This is a genomic window from Limnohabitans sp. B9-3 (assembly GCF_002778325.1).
Classification (GTDB): Bacteria; Pseudomonadota; Gammaproteobacteria; order Burkholderiales; family Burkholderiaceae_C; genus Limnohabitans; species Limnohabitans kasalickyi.
The window spans coordinates 432,955-448,529 of the sequence record NZ_NESI01000002.1 but is presented as its reverse complement, the minus strand read 5'-3'; the positions used below and the strand labels follow the sequence as shown (position 1 = coordinate 448,529).

The 15,575-nt window shown below is 57.1% G+C and carries 17 protein-coding genes; 6 read left to right on the top strand and 11 right to left on the bottom strand.

The features are described 5' to 3' along the window. Positions 1-38: 38 nt before the first annotated feature. Positions 39-1,253, bottom strand: coding sequence for a carbohydrate porin (locus tag B9Z42_RS04905; protein WP_100132205.1), 1,215 nt, complete (start codon positions 1,251-1,253; stop codon positions 39-41). A 44-nt stretch (positions 1,254-1,297) separates the two neighbouring features. After that, a complete protein-coding gene (locus tag B9Z42_RS04900; protein WP_100132204.1) occupies positions 1,298-2,545 on the bottom strand; it encodes an ABC transporter substrate-binding protein in 1,248 nt (415 codons plus the stop codon). Between the two features lie 129 nt (positions 2,546-2,674). Here B9Z42_RS04900 and fabG point away from each other — a divergent pair, with 129 nt between their 5' ends. The 4 genes from fabG to B9Z42_RS04880 are packed head-to-tail and all read left to right on the top strand — an operon-like array spanning position 2,675 to position 5,292. Further along, positions 2,675-3,442, top strand: a complete 768-nt coding sequence (fabG, locus tag B9Z42_RS04895) for a 3-oxoacyl-ACP reductase FabG (RefSeq protein ID WP_100132203.1) — start codon at positions 2,675-2,677, stop codon at positions 3,440-3,442. Then, on the top strand, positions 3,439-4,044 hold the full coding sequence (locus B9Z42_RS04890; RefSeq protein ID WP_233203531.1) for a chromate transporter: 606 nt from the start codon (positions 3,439-3,441) through the stop codon (positions 4,042-4,044). Before fabG ends, B9Z42_RS04890 begins: the two co-directional genes overlap by 4 nt. Continuing rightward, positions 4,041-4,637 carry a chromate transporter gene (locus tag B9Z42_RS04885; RefSeq protein WP_100132202.1) on the top strand — a complete coding sequence of 199 codons (597 nt, stop codon included), beginning with the start codon at positions 4,041-4,043 and terminating at the stop codon, positions 4,635-4,637. Before B9Z42_RS04890 ends, B9Z42_RS04885 begins: the two co-directional genes overlap by 4 nt. A 1-nt stretch (position 4,638) precedes the next feature. Further along, a complete protein-coding gene (locus tag B9Z42_RS04880) occupies positions 4,639-5,292 on the top strand; it encodes a nucleoside/nucleotide kinase family protein (RefSeq protein WP_100132201.1) in 654 nt (217 codons plus the stop codon). A 22-nt stretch (positions 5,293-5,314) separates the two neighbouring features. Here B9Z42_RS04880 and rlmB read toward each other — a convergent pair whose 3' ends face one another. Then, a complete protein-coding gene (rlmB, locus tag B9Z42_RS04875) occupies positions 5,315-6,064 on the bottom strand; it encodes a 23S rRNA (guanosine(2251)-2'-O)-methyltransferase RlmB (RefSeq protein ID WP_100132200.1) in 750 nt (249 codons plus the stop codon). A gap of 20 nt (positions 6,065-6,084) precedes the next feature. Then, positions 6,085-6,801, bottom strand: a complete 717-nt coding sequence (locus B9Z42_RS04870; protein WP_100132199.1) for an ABC transporter ATP-binding protein — start codon at positions 6,799-6,801, stop codon at positions 6,085-6,087. Here B9Z42_RS04870 and B9Z42_RS04865 point away from each other — a divergent pair. Both B9Z42_RS04865 and mnmH read left to right on the top strand, forming a co-directional pair. After that, positions 6,800-7,573, top strand: a complete 774-nt coding sequence (locus B9Z42_RS04865; RefSeq protein ID WP_369806838.1) for an arylesterase — start codon at positions 6,800-6,802, stop codon at positions 7,571-7,573. The genes B9Z42_RS04870 and B9Z42_RS04865 overlap by 2 nt on opposite strands. Next, positions 7,574-8,650: a tRNA 2-selenouridine(34) synthase MnmH gene (gene mnmH / locus B9Z42_RS04860; RefSeq protein WP_100132198.1), complete on the top strand. Its 1,077-nt coding sequence runs from the start codon at positions 7,574-7,576 to the stop codon at positions 8,648-8,650. 45 nt (positions 8,651-8,695) lie between these two features. Here the strand turns inward: mnmH and B9Z42_RS04855 are convergent, their stop codons facing one another. From B9Z42_RS04855 to hflK, 7 genes are all read right to left on the bottom strand, one after another. Further along, positions 8,696-9,928, bottom strand: coding sequence for a PLP-dependent transferase (locus tag B9Z42_RS04855; RefSeq protein WP_100132197.1), 1,233 nt, complete (start codon positions 9,926-9,928; stop codon positions 8,696-8,698). 68 nt (positions 9,929-9,996) lie between these two features. Next, positions 9,997-10,521, bottom strand: a complete 525-nt coding sequence (locus tag B9Z42_RS04850; RefSeq protein WP_100132196.1) for a phosphoribosyltransferase — start codon at positions 10,519-10,521, stop codon at positions 9,997-9,999. 42 nt (positions 10,522-10,563) lie between these two features. Further along, positions 10,564-11,916 (bottom strand): adenylosuccinate synthase, encoded by a 1,353-nt coding sequence (locus B9Z42_RS04845; RefSeq protein ID WP_199171979.1) that lies wholly within the window; start codon positions 11,914-11,916, stop codon positions 10,564-10,566. A gap of 31 nt (positions 11,917-11,947) precedes the next feature. Beyond that, positions 11,948-13,105, bottom strand: coding sequence for an ATP phosphoribosyltransferase regulatory subunit (locus tag B9Z42_RS04840; RefSeq protein ID WP_100132195.1), 1,158 nt, complete (start codon positions 13,103-13,105; stop codon positions 11,948-11,950). Between the two features lie 50 nt (positions 13,106-13,155). After that, the gene (locus tag B9Z42_RS04835; RefSeq protein ID WP_369806837.1) at positions 13,156-13,350 is read right to left on the bottom strand and encodes a DUF2065 domain-containing protein; all 195 of its coding nucleotides are present in this window, start codon (positions 13,348-13,350) and stop codon (positions 13,156-13,158) included. Positions 13,351-13,362: 12 nt separating this feature from the next. Continuing rightward, positions 13,363-14,271 (bottom strand): protease modulator HflC, encoded by a 909-nt coding sequence (gene hflC, locus B9Z42_RS04830; RefSeq protein ID WP_100132304.1) that lies wholly within the window; start codon positions 14,269-14,271, stop codon positions 13,363-13,365. Positions 14,272-14,287: 16 nt separating this feature from the next. Next, positions 14,288-15,565: an FtsH protease activity modulator HflK gene (hflK, locus tag B9Z42_RS04825; protein ID WP_100132303.1), complete on the bottom strand. Its 1,278-nt coding sequence runs from the start codon at positions 15,563-15,565 to the stop codon at positions 14,288-14,290. Positions 15,566-15,575 lie beyond the last annotated feature (10 nt).

The window sequence follows — 15,575 nt, the reverse complement described above, 5'->3', positions numbered from 1 at the left end:
CCTTCTCTCACCCTCGCCTGTTCAAAACCGAGGTCGATTTACCACCAAACTTCGTACTGGACACCAGCCAAAGTTTGGTTTTTACGGTTGTTGGTCCCAAACGTACCTTCACCTGCTCCGCCATTGTTGGCATCTGCTGCGGCTTGGTTCCAGTTCGCCTTGGTCACGTAGAAACGCAACTCAGGACGAGACCAGAAATCAGGCGACATGGCGATGGTGGGCGCAATCGTGATTTTGTTCAGACGCTGTGACTGAGCACCATCGCTGAAGGATCGTGATGTCGTTCCAGCTTCGACCAACATCTTGAAGTTCTTGGTGTAAGCGTATGAAACACGACCGCCCAAAGAGGTGTCTTTGGTGGTGCGTGTGACGGCAGGGTCATCCGACTTGGTGGTTTGGTAACCCACAATCGCTTGACCACCGAAACGACCTGATTGCCAGTTGATGGAATCAGCGATGCGGTTGGTTTTCTTGCCATACACCGTGGTCGAGCTGATGTCACCAAAACGGCCATTGATATTGGCGTAGCCGCTGGAGGTTTGCAAGAACAGGCTATTGGTCAAACCGGGCATGCCGAAATTCGACTGGTTGTGGTTGATGGTCAAACCCGAACCGCCGCTGCTCTTCAAGCCAGAGGTGGTCACTGAAGTCAACAACACGCGCACTTTGCCGCCGGGGTTGGTGTTGATTTCAGAAATGTCAACGTTGAGTTTGTTGGCAGAGGTGCCGACGGTCATCTTTTTGTCGAAGGTGTCGCCGGTTTGTAAAGCGGCACCCACCTTGATACCACCCACTGACAGATCGGTGAAACCCGAACCTTGGTTAACGCCGTAGTCCATCAAGAAATGGTCAACGATGTGAACGTCTTGAATACGGAGGCGGCGTTGACCGGCCCAAATCTTAGCTTCGGGTGCAAAGCTCAAGCCCGAGACTTCGACGAAGGCTTGTTCTGTGCCCACATTGCCATCGTTCCACTTAGTGGGCATGTAGTCCAACTTGTATTTCACGCCATCCACTTCAAAAGTTTTGGCGATGTTGACTTCCACACCGTAGTCACCTTCGTTGCCCAAACGGTACTTTTGCAAGTCGCCGCCGAGGGTTAAGCCACCTTTGACTTGCTGGTCTTTGTTGTAGCTGTACACGCCACCGCCACGGCTGTAGCCGGTGACTTCAACGCCGCCCACATCTGCCGCGAAAGCAGTCGCGCTCAAGCAGCAAAGTGCAGCAGCGGCGCAGGTTAGTTTCATTTTCATAGTTGTCTCTCAGGGGTTTTAAAAATCAACAGGCTGTCTGTTGCTTATTTGGTCGCAGCGGCTGCAACGAGGCGTTTTTGGCCATCGTCGATGCTGATCTTGTCGTCGTTCCAGAACTGGCTGACCAAATCTTTGATGGCGCCTTCGGTGGCTGGCGAGATGGCCATGCCGTGGGCAACCGATGGGACCAATCCGCCGGTTTTGGCGGTGTCCACGAAGTCTTTGCTGGACAGCTTGGCGCAGTCGTCAAACTTGGCCATCGACATGTTCAAGCGCACAGGGATGGAGCCCTTGTTGAGGTTGAACACCTCTTGGAAGTCGGTGCTCATGATGGCGGCGGCCAAGTCGCCTTGGGCTTTTTGTGCACCGGCGTCTTTGAGCTTGAACATGGCAAACGAGTCCACGTTGAAGGTGTAAGAAGTGGACGTACCAGGCGCAGCGGCGCACAAGAAGTCTTTGCCTGGCTTTTTGCCAGCGGCAACGAACTCGCCTTTGGCCCAGTCACCCATGAATTGGAAGCCAGCTTTGCCCTGCATGACCATGGCGGTGGCCAAGTTCCAGTCGCGGCCAGGTGAGGCGGCGTCGGTGTAGCCCTTGATCTTGCGGAAGGTCTCCAGCGATTTCTTCATCGTGGCGCTGCTCAACGCTTTGGGGTCGAGCTTGACCAAGGCTTCTTGGTAGAACTTAGCGCCACCCACACCCAACACCACCGATTCAAAGGTGGTGAAGTCTTGCCAGTTTTGGCCACCGTGGGCCACGGCGATGAAACCCGCTTTTTTGATTTTTTCAGCCGCAACGAAAAACTCGTCGTAGTTGGCAGGCATGCTGGCCACGCCCGCCTTTTTCAGCACATCAGGGTTGGCCCAGACCCAGTTCACGCGGTGCACGTTGACGGGAGCCGCCACGTAGCTGCCTTTGTATTTCATGACGTTGGCCACGACTTGGGGCAGCAGGCTGTCCCACTTTTCGGCTTGTGCCACGCTGTCGAGGTTGGCCAACACGCCTTCTTGCGCCCACTCTTGAATGGCGGGGCCTTTGATTTGCGCAGCGGAAGGTGGGTTGCCCGACACCACACGGCTCTTCAACACGGTCATGGCGTTGTCACCGCCGCCGCCAGCGACCGCAAAATCTTTCCAGGTGTGGCCTTTGGCCGACATGATTTTTTTCAGCTCAGCGGCTGACTTGGCTTCGCCACCGGAAGTCCAGTAGTGCAACACTTCGACTTCGCCTGCCACAGCAGCTGACACCGACACAGCGGCCACACAGGCCAGAACGATTTGGTTGAGTTTCATGGAGTTTGTCTCTCGATTTGGTTGATTTAGAGGGCTCAAGTCTTTTCCTGAGTGCGTTAATTATTCATTAATTAATTAAACAAAGTTCTAAGGATTTTCCCTAGATGGTGGGCAATTTACACTGAGCCCATGAACACCACCTCCCCCCACACTTCGCAACGGCTGGCAGGCAAAGTCAGCATCATCACGGGCGCCGCACAAGGCATTGGCTTGGCAACCGCCCTCAAATTCGCCCATGAAGGTGCCATCGTGGTGCTGTGCGATGTGAAGCAAGCTGCGGTCGATGCGGCCGTCGCCCAATGCCAAGCTGCAGGCGCACAAGCGGTGGGCTTTGTGGTGGACGTGACCCAGCGCGACATGGTGGATGGCGCCGTCAAGGCCGTGATTGAGAAGTTTGGGCGCATCGATGTGCTGGTGAACAACGCCGGTATCACCCAAGATGCGCGCTTGCAAAAGATGACGATGGAACAGTTTGACCGCGTGATTGACGTGAACCTGCGTGGCGTTTTTCATTGCGCCCAAGCCGTCACCGACACCATGGTGGCGCAAGGCAGCGGCGTGATTTTGAATGCGTCGTCCGTTGTGGGCATCTACGGCAACTTTGGCCAAACCAACTACGCCGCCACCAAGTTTGGCGTGATCGGATTTACCAAAACCTGGAGTCGCGAGCTGGGCCCCAAAGGTATTCGCGTCAACGCCGTCGCACCTGGCTTCATTGCCACGCCCATCTTGGACTCCATGCCCGACAAAGTGATTGAAGACATGGTGAGCCGCGTGCCCCTGAAGCGCTTGGGCCGCGCCGAAGATATTGCCAACGTCTACGCGTTTTTGGCCAGTGACGAGGCGTCTTATGTGAACGGTGCGGTGCTGGAAGTTTCGGGTGGCATGACGGTATGAGTGACGCGCAAGCGGTCTCCATGCAGCAAGTCCCCAACAAACACGCGCCACGCAACAAGACAGATTTATTTGTGTCCTTCACCCTGCTCGCTTTGCAGGGTTTTGGCGGCGTTTTGGCGGTGGTGCAACGTGAGTTGGTGGACAAAAAGAAATGGCTCACACTGGATGAGTTTGTGGAAGATTGGTCCGTTGCGCAAATCTTACCGGGGCCCAACGTGGTGAATCTCGCCTTGATGATCGGTGGACGCGCCTTTGGCTTGTCAGGCGCGCTGGCAGCGTTGGCGGGCCTGTTGCTCGCGCCCACTGTGTTGGTACTTCTTTTAGCAGCCGCCGTAGCAGGTGTAGCGGACACGCCCACGGCACAAGGCATGCTGCGCGGCATGGGCGCAGTGTCCGCAGGCTTGATTGCGGCGGTGGGCATCAAGCTCATGGACGCTTTAAAAAACAACCCCATGGGCCAGTTCAGCTGCCTCGCCATTGCCGCCCTCACCTTCGTCGGCATTGCGCTGTTTCGCTTGCCTTTGGCGTGGGTATTGCTGACTTTGGGGCCCCTGGCCAGCTTATGGGCCAGCCACTGCATCGCCAAGCGAGGTGAGGCATGAACATTGTCTTGACCTTGGCCGATTGGTGGTCCTTGTTTTTGCACTTCGTGTCGCTGTCGCTGCTGGCTGTGGGCGGCGCCATCACCACCGCGCCCGACATTCACCGCTACTTGGTCGATGAAACGCATTGGCTCAGTGACACGCAGTTCACCTCGTCCATCGCCTTGGCGCAAGGTGCGCCTGGGCCCAATGTGATGTTTGTGGCCCTGATGGGCTGGAACGTGGGCCTCAACGCAGCTGGCGGCTTGGCAGCAGGTTGGCACGCAGTGGGCTTGGCGTTGTGGGGCGTGCTGATCACCATGGTAGGCATTTTGATCCCGTCATGTACCCTCACTTTTGTGGCCACGCAATGGGCGCACCGCAATCGCGAACTGCGCGCCGTGAAAGCTTTCAAAGCGGGCATGGCTCCGATCGTGATTGCGCTCTTGATTGCTACAGGCTGGTTGCTGACCGGCGATCACGACAACCCTGCGCGCGACTGGCCCCTCTGGACCCTCACTGCGATCACCACCTTGATCGTCTGGAAAACCAAGACGCACTTGTTGGTGTTGCTAGGTGTTGGCGCTTTGCTGGGGGCCATGGGTTGGATTTGAGATGGATTTGCCCCTCAAACACCCTGCACTGCCCACACTCCCCAAGCTTTACCAACAGCGCATGGAAGCTTTGCTGGCCAGCGGAACGCGCCGCATGGTGGGCTTGGTCGGTGCACCCGGCGCGGGCAAATCGACCTTGGCGCAAGTGCTGGCGTTGCAATGGCCTGAACTTGTGCAAGTGGTGCCCATGGACGGGTTTCACTTGGCCAATGTGGAACTTGAACGTTTGGGACGCAAACAACGCAAAGGCGCGCCAGACACGTTTGACGCGTTTGGCTTTGTCGCCTTACTCAAGCGTCTGCGCACACAAACCGACGATGAAGTGGTCTACGCACCCAGCTATGAACGCACATTAGAAGAAAGCGTGGCAGGTGCGATCGCCATTCACGCGAAGACGCCACTACTCGTGGTGGAAGGCAACTACTTGCTGCTCAACGATGCCCCCTGGGACCAAGTGCAAGCGCTGCTGGATGAAACCTGGTTTGTTGACGTGCCGCACGACCTGCGCGTTGACCGCTTGACCCAACGCCACCAGCAATTTGGCCGCAGCGCACAAGACGCTGCCGATTGGGTGCAACACACAGACGAGCCCAATGCGCGACGCATTGAGGCGGCCAAAGTCAAAGCGGACGTGGTGTTCCGCTGGGAAAATTAGGAGACTCGGGTTTAGTTAAGAATTAGGCGACCGTGCGTTGGCGGCGCGCTTCGTACAAACACACCCCGCTGGCCACCGACACGTTCAAGCTCTCCACCGCCCCCGACATGGGGATGCTGATGAGCTCGTCACACGTCTTGCGCGTGAGTTGGCGCATGCCATCACCTTCGGCACCCAACACCAGTGCAGTGGGCCCTTTGAGGTCGACTTGGTACAAAGTTTTGGGGGCATCGTCGCTGGTGCCGATGATCCAAATGTTGCGTTCTTTGAGTTCGTTCAAGGTGCGCGCCAAGTTGGTCACCATGAAATAAGGCACCGTTTCAGCCGCGCCGCTCGCCACTTTGGCCACCGTGGCGTTGATGCCCACAGCGTGGTCTTTGGGCGCGATCACCGCATGGGCACCGGCACCGTCGGCCACGCGCAAGCATGCGCCGAGGTTGTGCGGGTCGGTCACACCGTCGAGCACCAAAATCAACGGTGACTCGATTTTTTCGATGCCTTCCAGCAACTCGTCCAGCGAATGCACCATCTTGATTTCGGTGACCCGCGCCGCCACGCCTTGGTGGCCATGGCCGCCCGAGAGCTTTGCCAAACGTGGGCCATCAGCCTCGATCAAGCGAATACCGCCCTCGTTGGCGCGGTCAATGAACTGGCGCATACGCGCATCACGGCGTGTGGGGTCGAAATAGATTTCGATGACGGATTGCGGCGCTGTTTTAACGCGCACGCCAACGGCGTGAAAGCCGAAGAGAACTTTGGGGGCTGAGGACATAGGCAGGGATTATCCCTTGACTAAACCTTCACCTGCCCCGCCTCAATCGTGATGGCCTGATCGCACCGCGCGGCCAGCTTCAAATCATGTGTCACCAACACCAGCGTGGTGCCCAATTCTTGGTTCAAAGCAAACATCAAATCCATGATGCGCTCTCCGCTCGCGTGGTCCAAGCTGCCGGTAGGCTCATCGGCCAGCAGCAGTGCGGGTTTGACGACAAAGGCGCGGGCCAGAGCCACGCGTTGTTGCTCTCCGCCCGACAGCACTTTGGGGTAATGGTTCAAACGCTCGCCCAAGCCAACGCGCACCAGCATGTCTTTGGCGGCGGCACGCGGGTTGGGCAAGCCCGCCAGCTCCAGAGGCAGCATGACGTTTTCGAGGGCGGTCATGTTGCCCAAGAGCTGAAAGCTTTGGAACACAAAGCCCACTTGACGCGCGCGCAAGGCGGCACGTTGGTCTTCGTTCAAACTGAAAATATCCACGCCGCCCAGCCAAACGCTGCCACGGCTGGGTGTGTCCAAACCCGCCATGATGGACAGCAAGGTGCTTTTGCCCGAGCCCGATGCGCCCACGATGGCCAGGGATTGCTGCGGGGCCAAAGTGAAATCGATATCGCGGAGAATGTCGAGTGTGCCGGTGGCGTCTTGGACTGATTTGAACAAGTGCGAGACGGCGATCAAGGGCGACACCGCAGCGGGTGCGTGGGCAGATAAATTTTCTAATGAGGACGTGGTCATGAAGCGCGATGGGATGTGGAGACGCGACTTTAACTTGAGCGCGTTGGCTGTCGGTTTGACAGGGCTTTTGGGCCTGCGTTCGGCATGGAGTCAAAACAACGTGATCTCGTCGCGAGGCGAAGGCATGGAAGGTGACGTGATCGGCACCGAACCGCGCCGCCGTCGCCCCCCCGTCAACAACGCCGTGCCCCCGCCAGGATCTGCGCCTGTGGCTACGATTTTGGTGGTCGGCGACTCGCTGAGCGCCGAATACGGCATCACACGGGGTAAGGGCTGGGTGGCGCTGCTGTCAGCCAAGTTGCGCGCCGAGCGCCCCGATGTGAGCGTGATGAATGCCAGCATCAGTGGCGACACCACGGCAGGCGGTCGCGCTCGCTTGCCTGCACTGTTGAGCCAAGTTCGCCCCGTGCTCGTGGTGATCGAGTTGGGCGGCAACGATGCCCTGCGCGGCCTCGATCTTGCCAGCACGCAAAAGAATTTAGAAGCCATGATTCAAGCCAGCCAGGAAGTCAACGCACGCGTGGTGTTAGTGGGCATGCAGATTCCCCCAAACTACGGGCCTGATTACAGCACCCAGTTTTCGGTGATGTTCCATCAAGTGGCGAAGAGGAACAACATCAGCCTGGTGCCGTTTTTTCTCAAAGGCATTGCCGACGTACCGGATGCAGTCAACCAATTTCAACCCGACCGCATTCATCCCCGCGAAGAAGCGCATCCGCGCATGCTGGGCAATGTGTGGCCCGACATCAAAAAGAATTTACAAGGTCATTGAGTGAGCGTTCATTTCATTTCGGCGCAAGACGCCATGGCCCGCATGGCCACACCGCTGGGTGAGCCCGGCGGTTTCAGCACCATCATCGATGCACGCAGCGAAGACGAGCACGCGCTCGACCACCTGCCGGGTGCTGTCAACTGGCCGTCGTTGAACAACGAAGAGCGCATTTTCGTGGGCACCATGTACAAGCAACAGGGTGCGTTTGAGGCGCAAAAACATGGCGCGGCCATGGTGGCGGCCAACATTGCACGGCACATCCAGCGTGAAGTGCTGGAATTGCCCAAAAATTGGCAACCGCTCATCTACTGCTGGCGTGGCGGCAAGCGCAGTGGCTCGCTGTCAATGGTGCTGGGACAAATTGGCTTCAAGATTCACTTGATCGAGGGCGGCTACAAAGCCTTCCGTGCCGCCATCGTCGAGGACATTCCGAAGCGCGTGGCACCGTTGCAATTCAAAGTCATCTCTGGGCCTACGGGCTCGGGCAAAACGCGTTTGCTCTATGCCCTGGCCGCCGAGGGCGCCCAAGTGCTGGACCTCGAAGAATTGGCCTGCCACCGCAGCTCGGTGCTGGGCCATATTCCCGGCCAACCGCAACCCAGCCAAAAACGCTTCGACACCTTGGTGTGGCAAGCGTTGCGCAGCTTTGACCCTACGCGCCCCGTGTTCGTCGAATCAGAAAGCCGCAAAGTGGGCAATTTGTCGGTGCCTGAATCGCTGATGCTCGCCATGCGTGACAGCCCGTGTTTTGAGTTGCAACTCAGCTTGGATGAGCGTGTGGCCTTGCTGATGGAAGACTACAACTTCTTCGTCGACGATCATGACTTGTTTTGCCGCCGGCTTGATGCCTTGGTGGCCATCCGTGGCAAAGCCGTGGTCGACGCCTGGAAAGAGCAAGTCCATACGGGCCACATTGAAAACGTGGTGCGGGACCTGCTGGTGCTGCATTACGACCCGACGTATGCCTCTTCGATGGTGCGAAATTTCTCGCAAACGGGCCAAGCCACAGCGTGCGTGGCGTACAACCGCCATGCTGAGAGCTTGCGCAAAATCGCGCAAGCACTGACAGCGGAATAACGCCATCTAGGGCAGAGGCGGAGGCGTCGTGTTGGGCTACGTCGACTAAGCCTGCAAGTTTGCAGTCTGTAAAGCCTGCAAGATGTCAGCCTGTAAATGACTCGCCGCTTCTAAGCCAATGCAAAAGCGCACCACACGACCGCGTTGCATGTGCGCTGTAGCGCGTGCACGGCTAGACGCCATGTTGTAGGGCATCACCAAACTCATGGGGCCGCCCCAGCTGTAGCCAATCTTGAACAACTGCAAGGCATCGCAAAACGCATCCACTTGCGCTGAGGTGAAGCGTTCATCCATCACCACGCTGTAAATGCCTGCAGCCAGGCCCTCTGGCTCATGAGGCGTCACACAAAGCTGCTGCCACTGTGCATGCCCCGGTGAGCTGCTCAGCGCAGGGTGAAGCACTTGGCTGAATGCGGGCTGCGAGGTACACCAAGCGGCTAAAGTTCGCGCCGCCGCATCTTGCGCTTTGTAGCGTAGCGGCATGCTGGACAGCGAGCGCAACACCATCTCGGCATCATTCGCGCCCACCCCTGTGCCCAAACGCATGTGGCTGAGCTTCAGGACTTGCGCTAATTCATCGCTGCGCGTGACGATGCTGCCCATCAACACATCGCCACCACCGCTAGGGTATTTGGTCAGCGCATGGATGGTTAAGTCCACCCCTAAGGGTGGCTGTCCTTGAGCGCCCTGCCCCGGCGTCAGGTCAAACGCGTTGAACGCGAGGCCTGCGCCCCAGGTGTTGTCGAGTGCGCACAGCACACCGCGTGATTTGCACAATTGCACCAAAGCCACCAAGTCAGGAAACTCCATCGTCACGGAGCCCGGCGCTTCAAGCCACACCAAACGCGTGCGCGGTGTGATGCGTGCGGCCAAGTCGTTCACATCCAGCGGGTCGTACACCTGATGCGTGATGCCGAAGTGCGCCAACTCGCCTTCTGCAAGCGACTTATTAGGCGCGTAAGCGTTGTCGGGAATCAACACCTCATCGCCAGTTTTGAGCAACGCGAAATCCACATGCGCGATAGCCGCCAAGCCGCTGGGCGTGAGGATGCAATGCGTGCCACCCTCGAGCGTGGCCAAGCGCTCTTCCAGGGTGAACGTGGTGGGCGTGCCGTGCAAGCCGTAGGTGTAAGCCGACTTGTCCATCCACTCCCGCGTTCGCATGGCGGCCACATTAGGGAAGATCACCGTCGAGGCTTTGAACACGCCCACTTGGGGCGCTTCAAACTCAGCGGGTGGTTGGTAGGCGTGGTGAATGAGGTGGGTGCTGCGCGTCATAAGTACATATTACGATGGACAAAAAAAACTCCGCACGATGGCGGAGTTTTTTCATAAAACGTGAAAGATTAAACCTTCCACTTCTCCAACAAGGCCGCTGGGCGCATGTTGTCATACGGCTCGAACGGTTGGTGAATCCATGGGTTGGTGGGCAGGTAATCCACCGAGTAGTCGGGCTTGAAGGCCGACACGCCTTTGGTCCAAATCACAGACGTGCGCAGCTCGGTGATGGGCGCGTAGTTATTTTTGAGCTGGTCCACCACGGCCTTCAAGGTGTGACCGGTGTCAGCCAAGTCGTCCACCAACAACACACGCCCAGCGATTTCGCCTTTGGGTGTGGTGATGAAGCGGGCGATATCCAAATGGCCTTGCACAGTGCCAGCATCAGCGCGGTACGAGCTGGTCGACATGATGGCCAAAGGCTTGTCGAAGATGCGTGACAAGATGTCACCAGGGCGCATGCCGCCACGGGCCAAGCACAGGATGGTGTCGAATTCCCAGCCAGATTGGTGAATCTTGATGGCGAGTTTTTCAATCAGGTTGTGGTACTCGTCGTAAGACACGTACAGGTGTTTGCCGTCTTCGGTCAACATATCAATGGTCCTTCAAAATAAAACTGAAATCAAAACGCAGCGTTAAGCCACGTAAGGGTGGGTCAACAAAATCGTGTGGTCGCGGTCAGGGCTGGTGGACACCATGTGAATGGGCACGCCTGTGGTGTCAGCGATGCGGTTGAGGTAATGCTGAGCTGCTTTGGGCAACTTGTTGTAATCGGTCACGCCCACGGTGCTGTCGGTCCAACCCGGAATGGTTTCGTAAATTGGGGTACAACGCGAAATCTCGTCAGCACCCATAGGCAAGATGTCAATTTTTTCGCCGTCCAATTCGTAACCCACACACAAGAGCAATTCGGTCAAACCGTCGAGCACATCGAGCTTGGTGATACACAAGCCAGTGAGACCGTTGACTTGTGCGCTGCGCTTGAGCAATGCTGCGTCGAACCAACCGCAACGGCGTGAGCGCCCTGTGGTGGTGCCCTTTTCGGCGCCAATGGTGGCCATGTGGTAACCGGGCGTGCCTTCTGTTTCCCAATCGAGTTCCGTAGGGAAAGGTCCGCCGCCCACGCGTGTGCAGTAAGCCTTGGTGATGCCCAAGATGTAGTGCAGCATGCCAGGACCCACGCCAGCGCCCGCTGAGGCGTTACCAGCCACGCAGTTGCTGGAGGTAACGAAGGGGTAAGTGCCGTGGTCTACATCGAGCAAGGTGCCTTGAGCGCCTTCAAACAAAAGATTAGCGCCGGCGGCGTGGGCTTCATTCAACTCACGTGACACATCAGCCACCATGGGCAAGATTTCTTTGGCATAGGCCATGGCTTCGTTGTAGACGGCATCAAAGTCCACAGCGGGGGCGTGCAAGATGTCGGTCAAGACATGGTTGTGCAACTCAAGGTTTTCGCGCAATTTGGTGGCGAAACGCTCGGGGTGCTTCAGGTCTTGCACGCGCAAGGCGCGGCGGGCAATTTTGTCTTCGTAGGCGGGGCCAATGCCACGGCCTGTGGTGCCGATCTTGGCGGTGCCAGCCTTCTCTTTGGCGGCCTCACGGGCCACGTCGATGGCAGCGTGGTAGGGCAAGATCAAAGGGCAAGCTTCGCTGATGCGCAAACGTGAGCGCACTTCCACGCCAGCTTTTTCGAGGCCCGCGATTTCTTCGAGCAACTTGGTGGCAGACAACACCACACCGTTACCGATGTAGCACTTCACGCCAGGACGCATGATACCGCTAGGGATCAAATGCAAGGCGGTTTTCACGCCGTTAATGACCAAGGTGTGGCCGGCATTGTGGCCGCCTTGAAAGCGCACCACGCCGGTGGCGGTTTCGGTCAGCCAGTCGACCAATTTGCCTTTGCCTTCGTCACCCCATTGGGTACCGACGACAACGACGTTACGGCCTTTGGTTGCAGCCACAGTTTGTCCTTGGGTAGTGCTCATATCCACTCGATTACTTAAAAAATTAAAGGGCTTAAACGGCAGGAACAGCTTGCACTGCCCACTGACCGGCGACATCGATCAATTCGCGATCGCAGTCAAATTCATCAACTTCACTCTCGTGGCCTGGCATCACGCAGACCACGGTTTCACCATTGGCACGCAAGGTGGCAATGGCCTCGCGCAAACCTTTGGCTGTGCCCCAAGGTGCACGAATGGCGGCTTTGAGGGCGCGCTCAGGCACTACGCTGACCAACTCTTTCAGGTCCAAACTGAACCCTGCAGCAGGTCGTTTACGGCCGAACACGGCACCGACCTCGTCGTAACGACCACCACGCACCAAAGCGTCGCTGACACCCGGCACAAAGATGGCAAAACGCACGCCGCTGTAGTAGGCATAACCGCGCAAATCGGCCAAATCAAAGGTGGTGGGCACACCGCTCAAATCGGCGGCGATTTGACGCAACTCAACCAATGCTTGCATCACGACCGGCCAAGCTGCAAAGGCTTTCTCAGCGTGCACCAACACCGAAGCGTCGCCATACATGTCGACCAAAGACACCAAAGCGGCGCGCACGTTGGCAGGCAGATCTTTGCTCAGGGTTTGAACACCTGACGTGTCTTTGGCGGCCAACGCGCTGTGCAAGGCATCACGCGATTCGGCCGTCAAGGTCACGCCAGCTAGCAAAGCAGGCACGATGCGCGCATCGCTCAGGTCGACGGTCAATTGCTGGATGGACACGGCTTTGAGCGTGTCCAAGGCCAGGTGCAAAACTTCGAGGTCAGCCTCTATGCCTGCATGTCCATATATTTCAGCGCCAAACTGCAAAGGCTCGCGCGTAGCAAACGGACGATCAGGGCGCGTGTGCAGCACAGGGCCGCAGTAGCACAGGCGCGTCACGCCAGCACGGTTGAGCAAATGGGCATCAATGCGGGCTACTTGGGGTGTGGTGTCGGCGCGAAGCCCTAGGGTGCGACCTGAAAGTTGGTCGACTAATTTGAATGTTTGTAAATCGAGTGCGCGGCCGGTACCGGACAACAACGATTCAAGGTATTCGAGCAACGGCGGCATGACCAGCTCGTAGCCGTAGCCCCGAGCCGTGTCTAAATAAAGACGACGAAGCTCTTCAATGTGCCGGGCCTCAGAAGGCAAAACATCGGCGATGTGATCCGGCAAAACCCAAGCGGACATGTGTTTGTGAGAGGCTGTTAAAACAGGGATTTTACCGGTCTTCTCGGGCATTAACCCAGCCACCCGAGCATCAAAACACCAACAATCACGCAGGCCAAACCAAAAAAGCGAATTTGGCCGTTGTGCAGCGCCAGAACTTGAACCATTTTCTGACGCCAGCCCTCAGGCGAGATGAAGGGAAAGAGACCCTCGACGATCAGCATCAAGCCAAACGCCATCCACAGCGTATCGCCGTCCAAACTCATGCGACCGCCTTGTTACTTTTTAGGTGCTTGTGCGCTAGCGCCACTGCTGCCACGCATGGCTTTGAAAAAGTCGCTCGATGGGTCAAGCACCATCACGTCGCTCTTTTTGTTGAAGGTGGCTTTGTAGGCCTCCAAGCTGCGGTAGAACTGCGCGAACTGAGGGTCGCGGCCAAACGACTCGGCGTAAATACGCGCGGCTTGTGCATCGCCCTCGCCTTTGATGATTTGCGCTTCGCGGTAGGCGTTGGCCACCGTGACTTCGCGTTGACGATCAGCATCCGCACGGATTTTTTCGCCTTCAGCAGCACCTGTGGAGCGCAACTCGTTGGCCACACGCTTACGCTCGGCCTCCATGCGGCGGTACACCGATTCAGTGATGGCATCGACATAGTCGGTGCGGGTGATGCGCACATCCACCACGTCGACGCCCCATGGCTTAGCACCTTTGACAGAAGCCAGGACTTCACGTTTCACAGCTTCGAGCAATGCCTCGCGCTTGAGAGAAAGCAACTCTTTGACCGTGCGTTTGTTGATTTCTTCTTGGAACGCATTTCTCACCACACGGGCGAGTTGAATCGCACCCGCGTTTTCATCCAAACCCACGTTGCGAATGTATTGCGAAGGGTCAGTGATGCGCCAACGGGCATACCAGTCAATCACGACACGCTGTTTTTCAGCCGTCAACATGGGCTCTGTGTCGGCGTTGTCCAACGTCAACAAACGCTTGTCGATGTAACTCACGTTTTGGAAAGGCGGCGGTAGCTTAAAGTTCAAGCCGGGCTCGGTGATGACGTTTTTGATTTGTCCAAACGAGTAAACCACGCCAAATTTGCGTTGGTCCACCACAAACAAAGTGGAGCTCAACAGCGCCAAAGCGACGAAGACCGAGGAAATATAAAAACCGATTTTGTTGTTTTGCATTTTGTATCCCCTGATCTCAACGGCCATCACGATCGCGTGAACGACCATCGCGTGTGCGGATGTCGCCAGAGGCGGGGGCCGTGTTCACGCTGCTTGGGTTGGTACTGGCGGCGTCTGCGGCGGGCGCAGTGGCCGACGCGTTGATGGCGCTGGTTTGCTGAATGATTTTGTCCAAAGGCAAGTACAACAGGTTGGAGCCTTGTTTGGTATCGACCAAGACCTTGGTGGTGTTGGTGTAAATCTGCTGCATGGCGTCGATGTACAAGCGGTCGCGCATGACTTGCGGCGACTTTTGGTACTCACCCACCAACGACTTGAAACGTTGTGAGTCACCCTCGGCTTGCGCAACGATGCGGGCTTTGTAACCATCGGCTTCTTGCTTCAGGCGCGAAGCAGCACCCACAGCACGCGGCACCACATCATTGGCATAGGCCTCAGCTTCATTCTTGGTACGCTCGCGTTCTTGTCCTGCTTTGAGCACATCGTCAAAGGCGGCTTGCACTTGCTCAGGTGGGCGCACGCCGCCTTGTTGCAAGTTGATGCCCACCACTTCAATGCCCACTTTGTATTGGTCAAGAATGCTTTGCATGAGCGTGCGAATGCGTGGGCCAATTTGATCACGCTCGTCCGACATGGCCGCGTCCATCTTCATCTTGCCCACCACCTCGCGCACGGCCGTTTCAGCAGCTTGCACCACGGTGTCGGTGGGGTTCTTGGTTTCGAACAAGTAAGCGCGAGCGTCAGTCAAACGGTATTGCACGGCAAACTTGATTTCAAGGATGTTTTCATCTTCGGTCAGCATGGCCGACTCGCGCAAGCCCGTGGCTTTGATGATGTTGTCACGCCCCACATCGACTGAACGAATTTGGGTCACGAAGACCAACTCTTGACTTTGAAACGGATACGGCAAGCGCCAATTGAAACCCGCACCGACGGTCGAGTGGTAACGGCCAAACTGAGTGATCACCGCTTGCTGACCTTCTTGCACGATGAAGAAACCCGTAGACATCCAAATCGCGACCAACACAGCAGCAATCACGCCGATGCCAAAAGGTGGCACCTTGAACGCTGGACCTGAGGGACCAGAAGGGGGTGGGGTTTGACCGCCGCCCTTGCGTTGACCGAAAAAACCAGCCAACTTGGCGTTGAAATCACGCCACAACTCATCTAAGTCAGGGGGACCACCTGCGGCTGGGCCTTGGGGTTTTTTATCTTCGGGTTTAGGGGCACCCGGCTCAGATTTGGTATCCGTCTCGTTGTCTCGACCCCAACGGCCATCGTTGAGGTTAAACATGCCGAGCCCT

Bases quoted from the DNA above. Each gene is read 5' to 3' on its own strand.
- B9Z42_RS04905 (WP_100132205.1), bottom strand. From the start codon at position 1,253: ATGAAAATGAAACTAACCTGCGCCGCTGCTGCACTTTGCTGCTTGAGC.
- B9Z42_RS04900 (WP_100132204.1), bottom strand. From the start codon at position 2,545: ATGAAACTCAACCAAATCGTTCTGGCCTGTGTGGCCGCTGTGTCGGTG.
- fabG (WP_100132203.1), top strand. From the start codon at position 2,675: ATGAACACCACCTCCCCCCACACTTCGCAACGGCTGGCAGGCAAAGTC.
- B9Z42_RS04890 (WP_233203531.1), top strand. From the start codon at position 3,439: ATGAGTGACGCGCAAGCGGTCTCCATGCAGCAAGTCCCCAACAAACAC.
- B9Z42_RS04885 (WP_100132202.1), top strand. From the start codon at position 4,041: ATGAACATTGTCTTGACCTTGGCCGATTGGTGGTCCTTGTTTTTGCAC.
- B9Z42_RS04880 (WP_100132201.1), top strand. From the start codon at position 4,639: ATGGATTTGCCCCTCAAACACCCTGCACTGCCCACACTCCCCAAGCTT.
- rlmB (WP_100132200.1), bottom strand. From the start codon at position 6,064: ATGTCCTCAGCCCCCAAAGTTCTCTTCGGCTTTCACGCCGTTGGCGTG.
- B9Z42_RS04865 (WP_369806838.1), top strand. From the start codon at position 6,800: ATGAAGCGCGATGGGATGTGGAGACGCGACTTTAACTTGAGCGCGTTG.
- B9Z42_RS04870 (WP_100132199.1), bottom strand. From the start codon at position 6,801: ATGACCACGTCCTCATTAGAAAATTTATCTGCCCACGCACCCGCTGCG.
- B9Z42_RS04855 (WP_100132197.1), bottom strand. From the start codon at position 9,928: ATGACGCGCAGCACCCACCTCATTCACCACGCCTACCAACCACCCGCT.
- B9Z42_RS04850 (WP_100132196.1), bottom strand. From the start codon at position 10,521: ATGTTGACCGAAGACGGCAAACACCTGTACGTGTCTTACGACGAGTAC.
- B9Z42_RS04845 (WP_199171979.1), bottom strand. From the start codon at position 11,916: ATGAGCACTACCCAAGGACAAACTGTGGCTGCAACCAAAGGCCGTAAC.
- B9Z42_RS04840 (WP_100132195.1), bottom strand. From the start codon at position 13,105: ATGTCCGCTTGGGTTTTGCCGGATCACATCGCCGATGTTTTGCCTTCT.
- B9Z42_RS04835 (WP_369806837.1), bottom strand. From the start codon at position 13,350: ATGAGTTTGGACGGCGATACGCTGTGGATGGCGTTTGGCTTGATGCTG.
- hflC (WP_100132304.1), bottom strand. From the start codon at position 14,271: ATGCAAAACAACAAAATCGGTTTTTATATTTCCTCGGTCTTCGTCGCT.
- hflK (WP_100132303.1), bottom strand. From the start codon at position 15,565: ATGTTTAACCTCAACGATGGCCGTTGGGGTCGAGACAACGAGACGGAT.